The 20,504-nt window shown below is 66.6% G+C and carries 13 protein-coding genes and 1 tRNA gene; 7 read left to right on the top strand and 7 right to left on the bottom strand.

The window, feature by feature from the left end; all coding sequences use genetic code 11:
* Positions 1-24 precede the first annotated feature (24 nt).
* On the bottom strand, positions 25-2,721 hold the full coding sequence (gene aceE / locus J8I33_RS23000) for a pyruvate dehydrogenase (acetyl-transferring), homodimeric type (protein WP_050013012.1): 2,697 nt from the start codon (positions 2,719-2,721) through the stop codon (positions 25-27).
* A 273-nt stretch (positions 2,722-2,994) separates the two neighbouring features.
* On the opposite strand from aceE, the gene fixL reads away from it, so the two are divergent.
* From fixL to J8I33_RS22980, 4 genes are all read left to right on the top strand, one after another.
* Positions 2,995-5,511 carry an oxygen sensor histidine kinase FixL gene (fixL, locus tag J8I33_RS22995; RefSeq protein ID WP_050013013.1) on the top strand — a complete coding sequence of 839 codons (2,517 nt, stop codon included), beginning with the start codon at positions 2,995-2,997 and terminating at the stop codon, positions 5,509-5,511.
* Positions 5,508-6,146 carry an oxygen response regulator transcription factor FixJ gene (gene fixJ / locus J8I33_RS22990; protein WP_006493245.1) on the top strand — a complete coding sequence of 213 codons (639 nt, stop codon included), beginning with the start codon at positions 5,508-5,510 and terminating at the stop codon, positions 6,144-6,146. Before fixL ends, fixJ begins: the two co-directional genes overlap by 4 nt.
* 251 nt (positions 6,147-6,397) lie before the next feature.
* Positions 6,398-7,258, top strand: a complete 861-nt coding sequence (gene folD, locus J8I33_RS22985) for a bifunctional methylenetetrahydrofolate dehydrogenase/methenyltetrahydrofolate cyclohydrolase FolD (RefSeq protein WP_050013014.1) — start codon at positions 6,398-6,400, stop codon at positions 7,256-7,258.
* 258 nt (positions 7,259-7,516) lie between these two features.
* Positions 7,517-9,604 (top strand): M3 family metallopeptidase, encoded by a 2,088-nt coding sequence (locus tag J8I33_RS22980; RefSeq protein WP_209939129.1) that lies wholly within the window; start codon positions 7,517-7,519, stop codon positions 9,602-9,604.
* Positions 9,605-9,671: 67 nt separating this feature from the next.
* On the opposite strand, the gene dinB is transcribed toward J8I33_RS22980, so the two are convergent.
* Positions 9,672-10,847, bottom strand: coding sequence for a DNA polymerase IV (gene dinB, locus J8I33_RS22975; protein WP_124651467.1), 1,176 nt, complete (start codon positions 10,845-10,847; stop codon positions 9,672-9,674).
* Positions 10,848-11,009: 162 nt separating this feature from the next.
* Between dinB and J8I33_RS22970 the strand changes: the two genes are divergently transcribed.
* Both J8I33_RS22970 and J8I33_RS22965 read left to right on the top strand, forming a co-directional pair.
* On the top strand, positions 11,010-11,702 hold the full coding sequence (locus J8I33_RS22970) for an aspartate/glutamate racemase family protein (RefSeq protein WP_209939128.1): 693 nt from the start codon (positions 11,010-11,012) through the stop codon (positions 11,700-11,702).
* Between the two features lie 295 nt (positions 11,703-11,997).
* Positions 11,998-12,801 (top strand): DUF3472 domain-containing protein, encoded by an 804-nt coding sequence (locus J8I33_RS22965; RefSeq protein WP_209939127.1) that lies wholly within the window; start codon positions 11,998-12,000, stop codon positions 12,799-12,801.
* A gap of 99 nt (positions 12,802-12,900) precedes the next feature.
* Here J8I33_RS22965 and J8I33_RS22960 read toward each other — a convergent pair.
* Positions 12,901-12,977, bottom strand: a tRNA-Met gene (locus tag J8I33_RS22960).
* 183 nt (positions 12,978-13,160) lie between these two features.
* On the opposite strand from J8I33_RS22960, the gene xth reads away from it, so the two are divergent.
* Positions 13,161-13,937, top strand: a complete 777-nt coding sequence (gene xth / locus J8I33_RS22955; RefSeq protein WP_089488600.1) for an exodeoxyribonuclease III — start codon at positions 13,161-13,163, stop codon at positions 13,935-13,937.
* 52 nt (positions 13,938-13,989) lie between these two features.
* Here the strand turns inward: xth and J8I33_RS22950 are convergent, their stop codons facing one another.
* From J8I33_RS22950 to glnA, 4 genes are all read right to left on the bottom strand, one after another.
* Complete coding sequence (locus J8I33_RS22950) at positions 13,990-16,098, bottom strand: prolyl oligopeptidase family serine peptidase (RefSeq protein ID WP_209939126.1); 2,109 nt, start codon at positions 16,096-16,098, stop codon at positions 13,990-13,992.
* Between the two features lie 92 nt (positions 16,099-16,190).
* Positions 16,191-17,705: a nitrogen regulation protein NR(I) gene (gene ntrC / locus J8I33_RS22945; RefSeq protein ID WP_124631428.1), complete on the bottom strand. Its 1,515-nt coding sequence runs from the start codon at positions 17,703-17,705 to the stop codon at positions 16,191-16,193.
* Between the two features lie 37 nt (positions 17,706-17,742).
* Complete coding sequence (glnL, locus tag J8I33_RS22940; RefSeq protein WP_179233407.1) at positions 17,743-18,885, bottom strand: nitrogen regulation protein NR(II); 1,143 nt, start codon at positions 18,883-18,885, stop codon at positions 17,743-17,745.
* A gap of 160 nt (positions 18,886-19,045) precedes the next feature.
* Positions 19,046-20,461: a type I glutamate--ammonia ligase gene (gene glnA, locus J8I33_RS22935; protein ID WP_017331833.1), complete on the bottom strand. Its 1,416-nt coding sequence runs from the start codon at positions 20,459-20,461 to the stop codon at positions 19,046-19,048.
* Positions 20,462-20,504 lie beyond the last annotated feature (43 nt).

Here is a 20,504-nt window from a genome sequence, read left to right as displayed (position 1 = left end):
GCGCGGCATCACACGGCGTGTGCGTTAAACGGTCATCGGGTTGGGCTTGGACGGATCGAGGTTGTACTTGGCGATCGCGTCCGCGACCACCTTGCGCTCGATCGTGCCTTCGTCGGCCAGCGCGTTGAGCGCGGCGACGGTGACCCAGTGACGGTCGACTTCGAAGAAGTGACGCAGCTTCTCGCGGGTGTCCGAACGACCGAAGCCGTCGGTGCCCAGCACGACGAAGCGGCGATCGATCTGGCCGCGGATCTGGTCGACCAGCGCACGGACGTAGTCGGTCGAAGCGATGACCGGGCCCTGCGTGTCCTTCAGGCACTTCTGCACGTGCGACAGGCGACGCTCCTCGGTCGGATGGAGCAGGTTCCAGCGCTCGACCTGATGGCCTTCGCGCGCGAGTTCGGTGAAGCTCGGCACGCTCCACAGGTCGGCGGCGACGCCCCAGTCGTTCTTCAGCAGGTCGGCGGCGGCGATCACTTCGTTGAAGATCGTGCCCGCGCCGAGCAGCTGGACGCGCGGCGCCTTCTTGTCGGCGTCGGCCTTCCTGAACGCGTACATGCCCTTGATGATGTCGGCCGCCACGTGCTCGCCCTGCGGAATCGCCGGGTGCTCGTAGTTCTCGTTCATCACCGTGATGTAGTAGTACACGTCTTCCTGGTCCTGCACCATGCGGCGCAGGCCGTCCTGGACGATCACCGCGAGTTCATAACCGAACGTCGGGTCGTAGCTCACGCAGTTCGGCACCGATGCCGCCCACAGCAGCGAGTGGCCGTCTTCGTGCTGCAAGCCTTCGCCGTTCAGCGTCGTACGGCCCGCGGTGCCGCCCAGCAGGAAGCCGCGCGAACGCATGTCGCCCGCGGCCCACGCGAGGTCGCCGATGCGCTGGAAGCCGAACATCGAATAGAAGATGTAGAACGGCACCATGATCTCGCCGTGCGTCGAATACGACGTCGCCGCCGCGATCCAGTCGCACATGCCGCCCGCTTCGTTGATGCCTTCCTGCAGGATCTGGCCGGTCTGCGATTCCTTGTAGAACATCAGCTGGTCGGAATCTTCCGGCACGTACTTCTGGCCTTCCTGGTTCCAGATGCCGATCTGGCGGAACAGGCCTTCCATGCCGAACGTACGCGATTCGTCCGGGACGATCGGCACGACGCGCTTGCCGAGCGCCTTGTCCTTCAGCAGGATGTTCAGGATCCGCACGAACGCCATCGTCGTCGAGATCTCGCGGCCTTCGCCCGTGCCCTTCAGGAGCGGCTCGAACGCGTCGAGCGCCGGCACCGGCAGCGACGTCGCCTTCTCGCGGCGGTGCGGCAGGTAGCCGCCGAGGTCCATGCGCTTCTGGCGCATGTATTCGAGTTCCTTCGAGCCTTCCTCGAACTTCAGATACGGCACGTCGGCGATCTGCTCGTCGGTGATCGGCAGGCGGAACTGGTCACGGAACTTCTTCAGTTGCTCGACCGGCAGCTTCTTCTGCTGGTGCGTGATGTTCATCGCCTGGCCCGACTCGCCCATCCCGTAGCCCTTGATGGTCTTCGCGAGGATGACGGTCGGCGCGCCCTTCGTGTTGGTCGCTTCGTGGAACGCCGCGTAGATCTTGTGCGGATCGTGACCGCCGCGGTTCAGCGCCCAGATGTCGTCGTCCGACCAGTCGGCGACGAGCGCCTTCAGTTCAGGCGTGTTGAAGAAGTGCTCGCGGACGTACGCGCCCGACTCCGACTTGTACGTCTGGTATTCGCCGTCGACGCATTCCATCATCCGGCGCATCAGCGCGCCCGACTTGTCGCGCGCGAACAGCGCATCCCAGCGGCTGCCCCAGATGACCTTGATCACGTTCCAGCCGGCGCCGCGGAATTCCGATTCGAGTTCCTGGATGATCTTGCCGTTGCCGCGCACCGGGCCGTCGAGACGCTGCAGGTTGCAGTTGATCACGAACACGAGGTTGTCGAGCTTCTCGCGGCTCGCCATGCCGATCGCGCCGAGCGATTCCGGCTCGTCCGTCTCGCCGTCGCCGAGGAACGCCCACACCTTGCGGCCTTCCGTCTTCGCGATGCCGCGCGATTCCAGGTACTTCATGAAGCGTGCCTGGTAGATCGCCATGATCGGGCCGAGACCCATCGACACGGTCGGGAACTGCCAGAAGTCCGGCATCAGCCACGGGTGCGGGTACGACGAAATGCCCTTGCCGTCCACTTCCTGACGGAAATTGTCGAGCTGCTCTTCCTTCAGGCGGCCGAGCAGGAACGCGCGCGAGTACACGCCCGGCGACGAGTGGCCCTGCACGAACACGAGATCGCCGCCATGCTGGTCGGACGCCGCGTGCCAGAAATGGTTGTAGCCGACGTCGTAGAGCGTCGCGGCCGACGCGAACGATGCGATGTGGCCGCCGACGTTCGTGTCCTTGCCCGCGCGCAGCACCATCGCCAGCGCGTTCCAGCGCGTGTACGAACGGATGCGGTGCTCGATGTCCTGGTCGCCCGGAATCTTCGCCTGGGCTTCGAGCGGAATCGTGTTGATGTACGGGGTATTGGCGGAGAACGGCAGGTGTTCGCCGTGCATGCGGGCGAATTCGATCTGCTTTTCGATCAGGTAATGCGCGCGGCCGGTGCCCACGGAGGAGATCACGCCATCGAGCGACTCCAGCCACTCGACGGTTTCTTGCGGGTCGTCGTCACGTTCGGCGGCGACATACTTCATCACTTCGTTCGGTACAGCGGACATTCTCGTCTCCTGGGTCCTGGAATGTGAGGATCGCTCTCGTGCAGACGACGCGGCGCGGCCGGCTGCGGGCAAGCTCCGACGGATTGTAATGAGCGTGGACGGGCCTGCGCAACAAAATTTTCGAATCGTGAGATCTTTTCTCATGATGCGAAATATTGCTGCGCTGCACCCATATTTCGGGGCTCCGCAGCCCGTCTCGTCGGAACAAAACCGTTTCCGTTCAACCTATCCGGTATCGGTTTTCCATGTATTGCGCTGCGCTACAATCCTGCCATGTTGACCGATCGGCTTTTCGCACGCTCGGCGCGACCGCCGGGCCCGCCGGCGGAGTCGCAGCCGTCCCGTTGGCACCACGGACCGTGGTGGTCCAATTCCTATTTGCTGACGCCGCTGCTGTCGATCCTGGTGTTCCTCGTCGTGATGAGCCTCATCCTGTGGAGCCTCAACCGGCGCGAACAGCAGCAGCAGGAAGACACCCTGTTTCGCAACGTCGCGTGGGCCCAGCAGCAGATCCGCCTGTCGATGACGGGCGCGCAGGAACAACTGCAGGCGCTGTCGCGCGACCTCGCGTCCGGCCGCCTCGACCAGAACGCGTTCCAGATGGCGGTCGCGGACGTGATGCAGACGCATCCGGAAATCCTCTACCTGAACTGGTACACGGCGCCGGGCGTGCAGCGCTGGCCGGCCGTGCATCCGCCGCTGCTCGGCCAACGGCTCGCGAAGCCCGGCGACGCGCAGATGCAGGACGCGGTGCGCGGCGCGTACGACGAGGCGCGCAGCACGCGCCGCCAGGCGTATTCGCCGCTGATCTACGACGAGTTCGGCAACGGCTTCATCACGTTGCAGACGCCGGTAATGCGCGGCGACCGCGAATATCTCGGCTCGCTCGCCGCGGTGTTCTCGGTCGAAGGGATCCTGAAGCACGACATTCCGCAGGAGCTGTCGTCGAAGTACAAGATCTCGATCACCGACTCGAACAACCGCGAGCTGTCGTCCACGTCGACGCGCCCGCGACTGCCGCGCGACTCGCACTACGATCTCCCGCTCGACCCGCCCGGCCAGGGGCTGACGGTGCGCGTGTACGCGTTCCCGCAGCTCACGAACCTGACCAACAACACGCTCGTGTGGCTCGTCGCCGGGCTGTCGTGCTTCGTGCTGTGGAGCCTCTGGAGCCTGTGGAAGCACACGCGCCAGCGCTTCGAGGCGCAGCAGGCGCTGTACGCTGAGGCGTTCTTCCGCCGCGCGATGGAAAACTCGGTGCTGATCGGCATGCGCGTGCTCGACATGCACGGCCGCATCACGCACGTGAATCCCGCGTTCTGCCGGATGACGGGCTGGGACGAGACCGATCTCGTCGGCAAGGTCGCGCCGTTCCCGTATTGGCCGCGCGACGCGTACCCGGAAATGCAGCGCCAGCTCGACATGACGCTGCGCGGCAAGGCGCCGAGTTCGGGCTTCGAGCTGCGCGTGCGGCGCAAGAACGGCACGCTGTTCCATGCGCGCCTGTACGTGTCGCCGCTGATCGACAGTTCGGGCCGCCAGACCGGCTGGATGTCGTCGATGACCGACATCACGGAGCCGAAGCGCGCGCGCGAAGAGCTCGCGGCCGCGCACGAACGCTTCACGACGGTGCTCGAAAGCCTCGACGCCGCGGTGTCGGTGCTCGCCGCCGACGAAGCCGAGCTGCTGTTCGCGAACCGCTACTACCGCCACCTGTTCGGCATCCGCCCGGACGGCCATCTGGAGCTGTCGGGCGGCGGCTTCGACCGCGCGCAGGCGTCGTCCGACTCGATCGACATGGTCGACGCGTTCGCGGGCCTGCCGGCCGCCGCGCTGACAAGCAGCACGGCGGACGCGCAGGAGGTGTACGTCGAGAGCATCCAGAAGTGGTTCGAGGTGCGCCGCCAGTACATCCAGTGGGTGGACGGCCACCTCGCGCAGATGCAGATCGCGACCGACATCACGACCCGCAAGAAGGCGCAGGAGCTCGCGCACCAGCAGGAAGAAAAGCTGCAGTTCACGAGCCGATTGATGACGATGGGCGAAATGGCGTCGTCGATTGCTCACGAATTGAATCAGCCGCTCGCCGCGATCAACAACTACTGTTCGGGCACGCTCGCGCTCGTCAAGAGCGGCCGCGGCACGCCCGAGACGCTGCAGCCCGCGCTGGAGAAGACCGCGCAGCAGGCGCTGCGCGCGGGGATGATCGTCAAGCGGATCCGCGAATTCGTGAAGCGCAGCGAGCCGAAGCGCCAGCCGGCGCGGGTCGCGGACATCGTCGCCGACGCGGTCGGGCTCGCCGAAATCGAGGCCAGGAAGCGCAGGATCCGGATCGTCACGGAAATCCTCGCAAGAATGCCTATTATTTATGTCGACCCCGTGTTGATCGAGCAGGTGCTCGTGAACCTGATGAAGAACGCAGCCGAGGCGATGGCCGACGTGAAACCGGCGTCGGTGGACGGCGTGATCCGCGTCGTCGCCGACATCGATGCGGGCTTCGTCGACATCCGTGTGATCGACCAGGGCCCGGGCGTCGACGAAGCGACCGCCGAGCGCCTGTTCGAACCGTTTTACAGCACCAAGTCCGATGGCATGGGCATGGGGCTGAACATCTGCCGTTCGATCATCGAATCGCATCGGGGGCGTCTGTGGGTGGTCAACAACGTCGAGCCGGATGGCCGCATTTCCGGCGCGACGTTCCACTGCAGCCTGCCCATTGGGGAACCCGCTGATCTCGGCCAAGGGGGGCGCGAGGCATCGGCATCACATACCGTTACGGGAGAACTATGAATAGCCCTGTCACCACCACTCAGGAAACCGTCTTTGTCGTCGACGACGACGAGGCCGTACGGGACTCGCTGCGCTGGCTGCTGGAGGCGAACGGCTATCGCGTGCAATGCTTCTCGAGCGCCGAGCAGTTCCTCGATGCGTACCAGCCGGCGCAGCAGGCCGGCCAGATCGCGTGCCTGATCCTCGACGTGCGGATGTCGGGCATGAGCGGCCTCGAATTGCAGGAACGCCTGATCGCCGACAATGCCGCGCTGCCGATCATCTTCGTCACCGGCCACGGCGACGTGCCGATGGCCGTGTCGACGATGAAAAAGGGTGCGATGGACTTTATCGAGAAACCGTTCGACGAAGCCGAGCTGCGCAAGCTCGTCGAGCGGATGCTCGACAAGGCCCGAAGCGAAAGCAAGAGCGTCCAGGAGCAGCGCGCCGCGAGCGAACGCCTGTCGAAGCTGACCGCGCGCGAGCAGCAGGTGCTCGAACGGATCATCGCGGGCCGCCTGAACAAGCAGATCGCCGACGATCTCGGCATCAGCATCAAGACGGTCGAGGCGCACCGCGCGAACATCATGGAAAAGCTCAACGTCAACACGGTGGCCGACCTGCTGCGCCTCGCGCTGTCGAAGAAACAGGCCTGAGCGGGTGCTCCGGCCGCGGCGGCACGGCCCGCCCCGGCTGCCCGGCCCGCAACCGGCGTTTGCCGCCCCGCGCGATGCGGCCCACTCGCGCGGCGGCGGCCGTTCCTCCCGGCGCACGCGCGCCGCGGCCATGACGCTTCCCGTTGATTCGCTGTCGGACGGCAGCAGGCGAACGGTATAATTACGTGCTTTGCTACGGCGCTTCGGGCGCCGTACGCCCGCATTCCAACTTCCCGGCAGGACCCACCACCATGACAGCCCTCCTCATCGACGGCAACGCCCTTTCGAAGACCTTGCGCGCCCAGGCCGCCGAACGCGCCGCCGCGCTGACCGCGCGCGGCCACCAGCCCGGTCTCGCGGTGATCCTCGTCGGCGCGAACCCGGCGAGCGAAGTCTACGTGCGCAACAAGATCAAGGCGTGCGAGGACAACGGTTTCTTCTCGCTGAAGGATGCGTACCCGGCCACGCTGTCGGAAGCCGACCTGCTCGCGCGCATCGACGCGCTGAACCGCGACCCGAAGATCCACGGCATCCTCGTCCAGCTGCCGCTGCCCGCGCATATCGACAGCCACAAGGTGATCGAGGCGATCGCGCCGGAAAAGGACGTCGACGGCTTTCACGTCGCGAACGCGGGCGCGCTGATGACCGGCAAGCCGCTGTTCCGCCCGTGCACGCCGTACGGCGTGATGAAGATGTTCGAAGCGCACGGCATCGCGCTGCAAGGCGCGAACGCGGTCGTGATCGGCCGCTCGAACATCGTCGGCAAGCCGATGGCGATGATGCTGCTCGACGCCGGCGCGACCGTGACGATCTGCCACAGCAAGACGCGCGACCTCGCCGCACATACGCGCCAGGCCGACATCGTGGTCGCCGCGGTCGGCAAGCGCAACATCCTGACCGCCGACATGGTGAAGCCGGGCGCGACGGTGATCGACGTCGGCATGAACCGCGACGACGCGGGCAAGCTGTGCGGCGACGTCGATTTCGCGGGCGTGAAGGAAGTCGCCGGCTACATCACGCCGGTGCCGGGCGGCGTCGGCCCGATGACGATCACGATGCTGCTGATCAACACGATCGAATCCGCCGAACGCGCAGCGGCCTCCGCAGCCTGACACTGCCTTTGCCCGGCCGGCGCGCGGTTCAGCGCGCCGACGCCTCGCCAGCCGCCATCGCGCGGCTGCATCGCGCCGGCCGCACCTCGCCGGCCGCACCTCGCCGGCCGCCCGCATTCGACCCTGCGTCAATCGCGTCATTAGAAACTAACGATTGGAAAGCGCACGATGCGCCCCAATAATGTCGATATCGGGCGCCGCTTCGTCGCGCCTCACCCTTTTCACCCCGGTTCATCCGGCAACAGACAGGGAGTCTTAATGTCCGCCAGCGCCAACATCAATCCGCTCCTCGACTTCTCCGGCCTGCCCCGTTTCGGCGAGATCCGCCCGGAACACGTGACGCCCGCGCTCGATACGCTGCTCGATGCCGCCAGCCGCGCGGTCGAAACGGCGAGCGCGAGCGACACGCCGTCGACCTGGGCCGCCGTCGTCGAGACGGTCGAGCGAGCCACGGAGCCGCTCGGCCGCGCATGGGGCATCGTCGGCCACCTGAATGCGGTCGCCGACACGCCCGAACTGCGGGCTGCCTACGGTGAAAACCTGCCGCGCGTGACCGAGTTCTGGTCGAGCGTCGGCCAGAATCTCGCGCTGTACGAAAAGTACAAGGCGATCGCCGCGAGCGCCGAATACGCGACGCTGTCCGCCGAGCGCAAGAAGATCCTCGACAATGCACTGCGCGACTTCCGCCTGTCGGGCGCCGAGCTGCCCGAGGACCAGAAGCCGCGCTTCGCGCAATTGCAGGAACAGCAGGCCGCGCTGTCGAAGGCGTTCTCCGATCACGTGCTCGACGCGACCAATGCGTACGCGTACTTCGCGAAGGACGAAGCCGAGCTGGCCGGCCTGCCCGGCGACGCGATCGAGGCCGCCCGCGAAGCCGCGCAGAAGGACGGCAAGGAAGGCTGGAAATTCACGCTGCATTTCCCGTCGTACTTCCCGGTGCTGCAGTACGCGGACAACCGCGCGATGCGCGAGACGCTCTACCGCGCGTATGCGACGCGCGCGTCGGAGCTCGGGCCGCAGTACGGCGACGGCAAGGCCGAATGGGACAACACGGCGATCGTCGCCGACGCGCTGAAGCTGCGCCGCGAAGAGGCGCAGATGCTCGGCTACCGCAACTTCGCCGAAGTGTCGCTCGCGCCGAAAATGGCCGAATCGCCGCAGCAGGTGATCGCGTTCCTCGAGGATCTCGCGACGCGCGCCCGCCCGCACGCGGACAAGGACTGGGACGAACTGCGCACGTTCGCCGCGAATGCGCTCGGCCTGACCGAACTCGCGCCGTGGGACGTCGCGTACGCGGCCGAAAAGCTTCGCCAGCAGCGCTATGCGTTCTCGGAAAACGAGGTCAAGCAGTACTTCCCGGAGCCGGCCGCGCTGAAGGGCCTCTTCACCGTCACCGAAACGCTGTTCGGCGTGCAGATCAAGCCGGACGACGCGCCGGTATGGCACAAGGACGTGCGCTTCTTCCGCGTCGAGAACCGCGACGGCTCGCTCGTCGCGCAGTTCTATCTCGACCTGTACGCGCGCGAAGGCAAGCGCGGCGGCGCGTGGATGGACGACGCGCGTTCGCGCGCGAAGCGCGGCAGCGACGTGCAGACGCCCGTCGCGTACCTGACCTGCAACTTCTCCGCGCCGGTCGGCGGCAAGCCCGCGTGCTTCACGCACGACGAGGTCATCACGCTGTTCCATGAATTCGGCCACGGGTTGCACCACATGCTCACGCGCGTCGACGAGCTCGGCGTGTCGGGCATCAATGGCGTCGAATGGGATGCGGTCGAACTGCCGTCGCAGTTCATGGAGAACTTCTGCTGGGAATGGGACGTGCTGTCGTCGATGTCGTCGCATGTCGATACGGGCGCCGCGCTGCCGCGCGCGCTGTTCGACAAGATGATCGCCGCGAAGAACTTCCAGAGCGGGCTCGGTACGCTGCGCCAGATCGTGTTCTCGATGTTCGACATGCTGCTGCACGTCGATTTCGACCCGGCCGGCGCCACCGGCGTGACCGCGTTCGCGCGCGAGATCAACGAGCGCTATCACGTGATCCCGCAGGCGGCGTTCTCGCGCTGGCCGAACACGTTCAGCCATATCTTCGCGGGCGGCTACGCGGCCGGCTACTACAGCTACAAGTGGGCCGAGGTGCTGTCGGCCGACGCGTACGCGGCGTTCGAGGAAGCGGCGGCCACCAGCGGCAGCGTGCTCGACGCGGCAACCGGCACGCGCTATCGCCGCGAAATCCTCGAGGTCGGCGGCAGCCGTCCGGCGATGGAGTCGTTCAAGGCGTTCCGCGGCCGCGAGCCGCAGATCGACGCGCTGCTGCGCCACAACGGGATGGCTGCGCCCGCGCACTGAGCGCGCCGCCCGGCCCTTCCGGCTGTTCCGGCTGCATCGACAGGCACCGCTTCGGCGGTGCCTTTTTTCATGGCGCGGGCGTGTCGTCGCCCGCTTCGTCGTCGAACAGCAGGAATTGCCCGTGGCGCTCGGCCGTGTCCTCGTCGATACGCACGCCGACGCCGAGCAGCCGCACCGGCTGCGCGCGCCGCAACAACCCCTTCGCGAGCAGCGTGACGGCCGTCTCGGCATTCGTCGCGTCGGCCACGCACTCGACCGTCGTACGCTGGAAATCGGCGAAGCGGATCTTCACGTACAGCTTGCGGATCGACCGCGCGGCGCCGGCGCGCTCGATCCGCGCGTCGAGTTGCACGACGAGGCGTCGGATTTCGTCCGCGCATTGCTCGAGCGTCGTCAGGTCGGTCACGTAGGTCGTCTCGACACTGACCGACTTGCGCTCCTGGTCGGCCTGCACGGGCCGCTCGTCGATCCCGCGCGACAGTTCGTACAGCCGCCGCCCGAACGCGCCGAACTCGCGGTGCAGGTCGATCAGCGGCCAGTCCCGCAGCTGCGCGCAGGTCTGGATGCCGAGCCGGTCGAGCCGCGTGGCCGTCACCTTGCCGACCCCGTGCAGCTTGCGCACCGGCAGCGCCGCGACGAACGCGTCGATCTCGTGCGGCCGCACGACGAACAGCCCGTCGGGCTTGTTCCAGTCGGACGCGATCTTCGCGATGAACTTGTTCGGTGCGACGCCCGCCGACACGGTCACGCCGACCGTATCGCGCACCCGCTCGCGGATCTCGCGCGCGATCAGCGTCGCGCTGCCCTGGCAACGCTCCGACCCGCTGACATCGAGGTACGCCTCGTCGAGCGACAGCGGCTCGACGTCCGGCGTGTAGTCGCGATAGATCGCCATGATCTGCCGCGACGCCGCGCGATACTTGTCCATCGCGGACGGCAGGATCAGCAGGTCCGGGCACTTGCGCATCGCCAGCGCCGACGACATCGCCGAATGCACGCCGTAGCGCCGCGCCTCGTAGTTGCAGGTCGCGATCACGCCGCGCTGGTCGGGCCGGCCGCCGACCGCGAGCGGCCGGTTGCGCAGCGACGGGTCGTCGCGCATCTCGACCGACGCGTAGAAGCAGTCGCAGTCGCAGTGGATGATCTTGCGCATGCGCGGTGGCGCGTCGCCGGGTGGCGGCGCGGGCGGATCGGCAGGCGGGATGGTGGTCGGGCTCACGGTGCCGATACTGTACAAAAACACAGTGCCGGTTTCAACTGCCGCGTATGGCCGGAGCCCGCCGCCCGAGCCCGGCCCCCACCCGGCTGCGCCGTACTGGCCCGGTTTGCACGGATCGTACCGGCCGGGCACGCGCAGCGGCGCCTATACTCGTCTGCCGCGATACACGAAACGCAGGGGTGTCAGATGAAGACGATCGGACTGATCGGCGGCATGAGCTGGGAATCGTCGGCCGAGTACTACCGGATGATCAACCGGCACTCGAAGGCATTGCACGGCGGCCATCACAACGCGAAGAGCGTGCTGGTCACGGTCGACTTCGCCGAGATCGAAACGCTGCAGCGCACGCACGACTGGGCGGCGCTCGGCGAACGGATGGCCGACGCCGCGCGGCAGCTCGAAGCGGCCGGCGCCGATCTCGTCGTGCTGACGACCAATACGATGCATCGCGTGCACGACGCGATCGAAGCCGCGGTGACGCTGCCGTTCCTGCACATCGCCGACCCGACCGGCAGCGCGCTGCGCGACGCGGGCGTCGAGCGCGTCGCCCTGCTCGGCACGCGCTACACGATGGAGCTGCCGTTCTATGCGGAGCGGTTGCGCGAGAAGTTCGGGCTCGACGTGCTGACGCCGGACGAACGCGGGCGCGACGACGTGCACCGGATCATCTACGACGAGCTGTGCCACGGTGTGATCTCGGCGGAATCGCGCGTGACGTACGTGTCGGTCATCGACGAACTGGCAAAACGCGGCGCGCAGGCCGTGATCCTCGGCTGCACGGAAATCACGCTGCTGATCGGCGCGGACGATTCGCCGCTGCCGGTATTCGATACGACCGCGCTGCATGCGAAGGCGGCCGTCGAGTGGGCGGCGCACTGAAGGACGCCCGCCATCGCGTGGCGTCAACCGTCGCCGGATGGCATCGCCGCATTGTTCCGCGCGGCAGGATTCAGTCTCCCGAGGCGCGCCTCGCCGCGCGCGCGACTCCGTGCTCTCGCCCGCCACACGGGCCTGGCGCGCACGGCCCGCGAATCACCCAACGCGGCTCGCGCGGGCGCGCCGACACGACTGGTTATTCATTGGTAATAAAGTGACCGCAAATTGGTACGCGAGCAGCGGCGCTCAATCGACCCTGCTCGTCGCAGTCTCTTTTCCACCAACAGGAAACAGGAAATTGAAAAAACTGAACACCGCATTCGGCGCGTTGCTCGCCGTATCGTTCACGCTCACCGCGCACGCCGACCCCAACATCACCGCATCGGCGGCCTCGACGCCCCGGGACGGCTTCGATCGCATGACGTGGGAGATCACGCCCGAGGTCGTGCCGACCCAGGTCAACGCGAGCTACTACTGGGCCAACCAGTTGTCGTCGCAACATGGCGGCCACGCGATCTACACCGGTATCCAGCCACGCACGCAAAGCAGCAACGTGGTGATCTTCAGCGCGTTCGGCACCGGCACGACGCCGCTGTCGGCGAATTGCCGCGGCGGCGCCGACGGCGGCTCCGGCACCTCGTGCTCGATCGCCTACCCGTGGAAAACGGGCCACGCCTACCGGTTGCAGGTCACCGTGACGCAGGGTAATCGCAGCGACGGGCGCTCGACCGTCGACGGCTTCATCACTGACGTCGCCACCGGCGCGACGACGCCGACTGGCAGCATTGCCGTGCCGGCCGACTGGGGCGGCCTGTCGAGTTCGGCTTATCTGTTCGACGAGTACTTTCCGTTCAACGCCGCGTCGAAGGACCCGATGCAGCGGCCATGCGTGCCGTATGCGCGCTACATGACGTCGCTGCCGCATTTCTATCTGAAGGACGTCGACTACCCGACGACCGAACGGTCGATCCGGCTGAATACGGGCCAGGACAAGTGCGCGGCGCTGTCGGGCACGCCGAACGCGCGGGCCACGCTGGTCAACACGACCACCTATCTGCTCGAGAACGGCTTCTTGCCCGGGAGCCCGGGCGCACCGAAATAACGAAGACGGACGCAAAAAACAAAAAACCCGGCACGGAGCCGGGTTTTTCGTAGACGAAGTGCGCATCGGTCAATTGCGCAGCACATCGTCTGGTGTGCTTGGTTGCGGGGACAGGATTTGAACCTGTGACCTTCGGGTTATGAGCCCGACGAGCTGCCAGACTGCTCCACCCCGCGTCAGAGAAATAAATTATAAGGTGAGGAAGTACTCACGTCAATACTTTTGTCACAATTTCTGCTTCCGTTGCCCAAGCGGCGATGCGTGACACATGCGCGAGCCCGCATGACGCACGCGTTCGCACCCCATGCTCGCGGTAAGATGGCGGCCTTCGCATTCACGCCGCACGCACCCTCCCGTTCATGAAAATCGCCACCTGGAACGTCAACTCGCTCAACGTCCGCAAACAGCACGTGCTCGACTGGCTCGCGCAAAGCGGCGCCGACGTACTGTGCCTGCAGGAACTGAAGCTGCCGGACGAGAAATTCCCGCGCGCCGATCTCGAGGCGGCCGGCTACCGCAGTTGGTTCACCGGCCAGAAGACCTACAACGGCGTCGCGATCCTCGTGCGCGACACGCTCGCCGTCGACGAATCGGACGTCGTGCGCAACATCCCCGGCTTCGAGGATTCGCAGCAGCGCGTGATCGCCGCGACGGTCGACGGCGTGCGCATCGTGTCCGCGTATTTTCCGAACGGCCAGGCGCTCGACTCCGACAAGTTCGTCTACAAGATGCAGTGGCTCGACGCGCTGCAGGCGTGGCTGCGCACCGAGCTGCAGCGCTACCCGAAGCTCGCGCTGCTCGGCGACTACAACATCGCGCCGGAAGACCGCGACGTGCACGATCCCGCGAAATGGGAAGGCCAGAATCTCGTGTCGCCGCAGGAGCGCGCGCATTTCACGCAGTTGATCGAACTCGGCTTCGTCGATGCGTTCCGTCGCTTCGAACAGCCCGAGAAAACCTTCACGTGGTGGGACTACCGGATGATGGCGTTCCGCCGCAACGCGGGGCTGCGCATCGATCACATCCTGCTGTCGCCGGCGCTCGCGGCGACCTGCGCGTCGTGCGAGGTCGATCGCGTGCCGCGCACGTGGGAACAGCCGTCCGACCACACGCCGGTCGTCGCGGTCGTCGGCTGATCGTTCAGGGCCTGTTCACGCCGATAACAGGCCCCAGGCCGCCCGCGCGCGATCAGCGCCGCGCGGGCGCCGGCCCGAGATGGGCCCACAGAAAGCCGAATTCGGCTGCGTCGGCTTCCGCGCGTTCGAGATCGTCGGCGCTGCCGTGGCCGCCGTCGGTGTTCTCCCAGTACCACACCCGTTCGTGACCGAGCGCCTGCATGCGTGCGGCCATCTTGCGCGCATGCGCGGGATGCACGCGGTCGTCGCGCGTCGACGTCGTCAGCAACAACGGCGGATATGCGACGCCTTCGCGCACGCGGTGATATGGCGAATACGCGGCCAGCGCCGCGCCTTCGCGCGGATCGTCCGGGTCGCCGTATTCGTCGAGCCATGCGGCGCCCGCGTGCAGCTTCGGATAGCGCTGCATGTCGAGCAGCGGCACGCGGCACAGCACTGCGCCGAACAGCTCCGGACGTTGCATCATGCACGCGGCGACCAGCAGCCCGCCGTTGCTGCCGCCCTCGATCCCGAGCTGCGCGGCGTGCGTCACGCCGGTCGCGACGAGATCCTCGGCGACCGCGAGGAAATCGTCGAACGAACGCTGCCGGTGTTCGCGCTGCGCGTCGACGTGCCAGCGCGGCCCGAATTCGCCGCCGCCGCGGATGTGCGCAAACGCCATCACGCCGCCGCGTTCGAGCCAGCCGATGCCGAACGCATCGCTGTAGCCCGGCAGGTTCGGAATCGCGAAGCCGCCGTAGCCCGACAGCAGGCACGGCCGCGCGACACGCGCCCTGCCTTCCGGTGCATCGAGGGCATCGCGCGGACCGATCAACGTGTACGGCACCACCGTGCCGTCGCGCGAACGCGCGCTCGCGCGGCGGACGACGAGCCCGACCGCATCGAACTGCACCGGCGGCCGGTCGAGCAACACGCGGCGCGACGGCGCATCGTCCGCGCGATCGGCAAGATCGGCCAGCCAGCATTCGGGCGGATCGAGATAGGTGTCGACGTCGACGTACACCTCGTCGTTCAGCGTCGACTCGACGGGCTCGACGTCGATCTGCGCGTCGCCCGGCCAGTCGAACGGCCGCGCGTCCCACGTCCATGACCCGTCTTCTGCTTGCTTCGGCTGCCACAGCATCGTGCGGTTGTGCACGTCGTCGAGCCAGCTCGCGATCAGCATCGTGCGCGTGTGCGTCCACGTACAGGCGGACGTCGTCGGGCGCGGCGCGAACAACGTCGTGAATTCGCGCGCACCGGCGAGGAACGCCTGCTCGCGGATCGCGAGCAGCGAGCCGCCCGCGTGGCGCACGCCGTTGCAGTCCCAGTCGAGGCGCGGCTCCAGCACGAGCCAGCCTTCCCAGAACCCGACCTCGACATGCGTCGGCACGTCGTAGCGCGCCCATTCGCCTGCGTCGGTCAGCCGGTACGCGTGCGCGTCGAAGAAGTCGACGCTGCGCCACGCGACGTGGCGGCGGTCGATCGGGTCGTACCATGCGCCGGCGCTGATGTCGTCCGGCTCGCCGCTGAACACGACGGGCGCATCGGCGAGCGCGGTGCCGCGTACCCAGCGCCGCGCTTCATACGGATAACCGGCCGCGGTCGCATGCGCTTCGCCGCGATCCCAGCTCACGTACACGGTGTCGCGGTCGATCCAGCCGACCGTGTGATGGCCCGGCGCGTCGATCGTGAACCCGCCGTCGACGAACCGCCGCTCGACGAGATCGAATTCGCGCACGACGACCGCGTCGGCGCCGCCCGGCGACAGCGACAGCAGCACGCGATCGCCGTCCGGATACAGGATCGCATCCTGCTCGAACACCCACGATTCGCCCTCTTCGGCGCCGAGCGCGTCGACGTCGAGCAGCGTTTCCCACGCCGGCTGGCCGGCCCGCCAGTCGGCCCAGCGCGTGCGGCGCCACAGTCCCTTTGGATGGAGATCGTCCTGCCACAGGTCGTACGCCCAGTCGCGCCAGCGGGTCGGAATCACCGGGCGTTCGCGCGGCAGATACGCTTTCGCGAGACGCGCGGTCAACGCACGATATTCATCGTCGTCGCGCAGCGCGGCGCGCGTGCGCGCATTCTGCTCGTCGACCCACGTGCGGGCGCGCTTGCTGTCGAGTGCTTCGAGGAAACGGAACGGATCGGCCCCGGCGGGCCAGCGGAAGGAGTCGGACATGGAGGATCGGCGGGATGGCAAACGGCGTGCAAACCGCGATTATGTCCGATCGCGGCATGCGCGGGCCCGCGCATGCCGCGAATCGTGCTCGGTCAGGGCTCCAGATGGAGTTCCTGGATCTTGCGCGTGATCGTGTTGCGGCCGATGCCGAGCCGCTCCGCGGCTTCGACCTTGCGGCCGCGCGTGAAGTCGAGCGCCTCGCGGATCACGGCCGCCTCGAAGCGGCGTGCGAGTTCGTCCATCACGTCGGCCGAGTTCTCGCGCAACAGCCGCGCGACTTCAGTGCGCAGCCCGTGCTCCCACAGCGGGTAGCCGGTCGGCGCGCTGCCGTTCGCCGCGCTCGCGACCGGCGCGGCCGTCGGCGCTGCACCGATCGCGGCAGGCGCCGCCGTCGCGTGGCTGCCGCTGCCGTGCACGTCCGCGCCGTCGCCCGTCGCGACGACCGGCGCACCGGCCGGCACGAGGTCGGGCGGCAGGTCCTTGATCTCGACCGTCTGCGCGGGCGCCATCACGGTCAGCCAGTTCGCGAGATTCTCGAGCTGCCGCACGTTGCCGGGAAACGGCAGCGACGTCAGGTACGCGAGCGCGTCGTCGGACACGCGCTTCGGCTCGACGCCGAGATCGCGCGCGCTCTTCTGCAGGAAGTGGCGCGTGAGCAGCGCGATGTCCTCGCTGCGTTCGCGCAGCGGCGGCAGACGCAGCCGGATCACGTTGAGCCGGTGGTAAAGATCCTCGCGGAACAGCCCCTGCCGCACGCGCGACTCGAGATTCTGGTGCGTCGCCGCGATCACGCGTACGTTCGCGCGCAGCGGGTTGTGACCGCCTACGCGATAGAACTGCCCGTCCGACAACACGCGCAACAGGCGCGTCTGCAGGTCGAACGGCATGTCGCCGATTTCGTCGAGGAACAGCGTACCGTTCTCGGCCTGCTCGAAGCGGCCCTGCCGCGTCGTCTGCGCGCCGGTGAACGCGCCGCGCTCATGGCCGAACAGTTCGGATTCGAGCAGATCCTTCGGAATCGCCGCCGTGTTCAGCGCGATGAACGGCCCGTTCGCGCGCGGGCTGTGACGGTGCAGCGCCCGCGCGACGAGCTCCTTGCCGGTGCCCGACTCGCCGGTGATCAGCACGGTCGCGGCCGAATGCGACAGCCGGCCGATCGCGCGGAACATGTCCTGCATTGCGGGCGCCTGGCCGAGCATCTCGGGCGCCTCGGCCACGCGCTCGTCCTGCGGCGCGCCGCCGCGCAGGCTTTCTTCCACCGCGCGACGGATCAGCTCGACCGCCTTGTCGACGTCGAACGGCTTCGCGAGATATTCGAACGCGCCGCCCTGGAACGCGGCGACGGCGCTGTCGAGATCGGAGAACGCCGTCATGATGATGACGGGCAGGCCCGGCAGCCGCTCGTGCATCGCCTGCAGCAATTCGAGGCCCGAGCCGCCCGGCATCCGGATGTCGGACACGAGCACCTGCGGCGTCTCGTGGTCGAGCGCGGCCAGCGCGTCGCGCACGTTCGCGAAGCTCTTCGTCGCGAAGCTGTCCCGGGCGAGTGCCTTTTCGAGCACCCAGCGGATCGATTGGTCGTCGTCTACTATCCAGATCGGCTTCATAGGTCGGTCAGGTATGGGTGAATCGCAATGCCGCCGCTCAATGGTCGAGCGGCAGCAGAATCTGAAATTCGGTACGTCCGGGCCGGCTTTCGACCTCGATCATCCCGTCGTGCTGCTGGACAAACGTCTGCGCGAGCGTGAGGCCGAGGCCGCTGCCGTCGTCGCGTCCGGACACGAGCGGGTAGAAGATCCGGTCGCGGATCTCCTCCGGAATGCCGGGCCCGTTATCGACCACGTGCAAGTCCAGTGCCAGCTTGTACAGGCGCTTCGCGATCGTGATCTTGCGCGCGATGCGCGTGCGCAGCTCGATCTTCGCGTCGCCCTGCGCGATCCGTTCGCGCAGCGCCTGCGCGGCGTTGCGCACGATGTTCAGCAGCGCCTGGATCAACTGCTCCTTGTCGCCGCGCAGGTCCGGCACGCTCACGTCGTAATCGCGCTCGATCGTGAGCCCGCGCGGGAATTCCGCGAGCATCACCGCGCGTACGCGTTCGCATACTTCATGGATGTTCACGTCGCCGACGATGTGCGGATGCCGGTGCGGCTCCAGCAACCGGTCGACGAGCGTCTGCAGGCGGTCGGACTCCTTGATGATCACCTGCGTGTATTCGCGCAATTCGCCGCGCTCGCGCTCGCCCAGTTCGAATTCGAGCAGTTGGGCTGCGCCGCGAATGCCGCCGAGCGGGTTCTTGATCTCGTGCGCGAGATTGCGGATCAGTTGCTTGTTGACCGCGGTCAGGTCGTGGATGCGCTCTTCCCGATCGGTGCGCGACTGCCGTTCGTTCTCGAACAGCTCGACGAGCACGAAATCGGGCGCGTTCTCGAGGAAGCCGACGATCGCATGCACGTGCAGCGGTTCGCGGCCGGGCCGATCGAGCACGGTATCGAGGTGCGTCGCGTGAAAGCGTTCCTGGCCGATCGCGGTGATCGTCGACGCGAGCTCGTTCGCGTTCGGGAAAATCTCGCCCCACGGCCGCTGCGCGAGCTGCCGCCGCGAGATGTCGAGCATTGCCTCCGCGGACGGGTTCGCGAACGCGACCCGCAGCGTCTTGCGGTCGAGCACGATCACGACCGTCGGCAGCGCTTCGAGCCCCGCCAGCAGACCCGAGCGCGCGAGCCGCTCGTCGTCCGTCAGTCGTTCGGGCTGCCCCGTTTTCGCCTTGATCAGATTCTTCAGAACCATCTGCGTGCTTGTCGCGCCTCACCGGGCAGAAAATGAAAATCGGCGGAACAAAAAAGGGACGGCCGGACGCCGTCCCCTTTCAGACTCCGCCGTTCCCGCCGCGAGCCGCGCGACGGGAACGAACCGGCATGACGGCGCTGAATCGAAGCGCCATCGCCGATTAGAGCGAGTAGTACATCTCGAACTCGATCGGGTGCGTCGTCATGCGGAACTTCGCCAGCTCCTGCTCCTTCAGCGCGAGGTACGCGTCGATCATGCCGTCCGTGAACACGCCCCCACGGGTCAGGAACTCGCGATCCTTGTCGAGCGCTTCGAGTGCCTGGTCGAGGCCCGCGCAGACGGTCGGGATCTTTGCATCCTCTTCCGGCGGCAGGTCGTACAGGTTCTTGTCCGCGGCTTCGCCGGGATGGATCTTGTTCTGGATCCCGTCGAGGCCGGCCATCATCAGCGCCGTGAAGCACAGGTACGGGTTCGCCATCGGATCCGGGAAGCGCGTTTCGATACGGCGGCCCTTCGGGTTCGACACGTGCGGAATGCGGATCGATGCCGAACGGTTGCGTGCCGAGTAAGCGAGCTTGACCGGTGCCTCGAAGTGCGGGACCAGACGCTTGTACGAGTTCGTCGTCGGGTTCGTGATCGCGTTCAGTGCACGGGCGTGCTTGATGATGCCGCCGATGTAGAACAGCGCCAGTTCCGACAGGCCGGCGTAGCCGTTGCCCGCGAACAGGTTCTGGCCGTCCTTCCAGATCGACTGGTGAACGTGCATGCCCGAACCGTTGTCGCCGACGACCGGCTTCGGCATGAACGTCGCCGTCTTGCCGTACGAGTGCGCGACGTTATGGATGATGTACTTCGACCATTGCGTCCAGTCGGCGCGCTGAACCAGCGTCGAGAACTTCGTGCCGATTTCGTTCTGGCCCTGGCCCGCCACTTCGTGGTGGTGCACTTCGACCGGGATGCCGAGCTGTTCGAGCAGCAGGCACATTTCCGAACGCATGTCCTGGAACGTGTCGACCGGCGCGACCGGGAAGTAGCCGCCCTTCGTGCCCGGACGGTGGCCCGTGTTGCCGCCTTCGAATTCCTTGCCTGCCGACCACGGCGCTTCTTCCGAGTTGATCTTCACGAAGCAGCCCGACATGTCCGTGTTCCACTGGACCGAGTCGAAAATGAAGAATTCCGGTTCCGGACCGAAGTACGCCGTATCGCCGATACCCGTGCTCTTCAGGTACGCTTCGCCGCGCTTCGCGAGCGAACGCGGATCGCGCTCGTAGCCCTTGCCGTCGGCCGGCTCGACCACGTCGCAGGTCAGCACGAGGGTCGACTCTTCATAGAACGGGTCGACGAAGGCAGCGCTCGGATCCGGCATGAGCAGCATGTCCGACGCCTCGATGCCCTTCCAGCCCGCGATCGACGAACCGTCGAATGCATGGCCGCTTTCGAACTTGTCTTCGTCAAACGCCGAAACCGGCACCGACACGTGCTGTTCCTTGCCGCGCGTATCCGTGAAGCGGAAATCGACAAACTTGACGTCCTCGTCCTTCACGAGCTGCATGACGTCGGCGACGGTTTTACTCATAACCTCTTCTCCTGATTGAACAATTCCGGCGGACTGGGAAACC

It is taken from the genome of Burkholderia sp. AcTa6-5, assembly GCF_017815075.1.
Lineage (GTDB): Bacteria > Pseudomonadota > Gammaproteobacteria > Burkholderiales > Burkholderiaceae > Burkholderia > Burkholderia sola.
The sequence above is the reverse complement of the archived record's forward strand: the minus strand, read 5'-3'. Positions and strand labels throughout refer to the sequence as shown.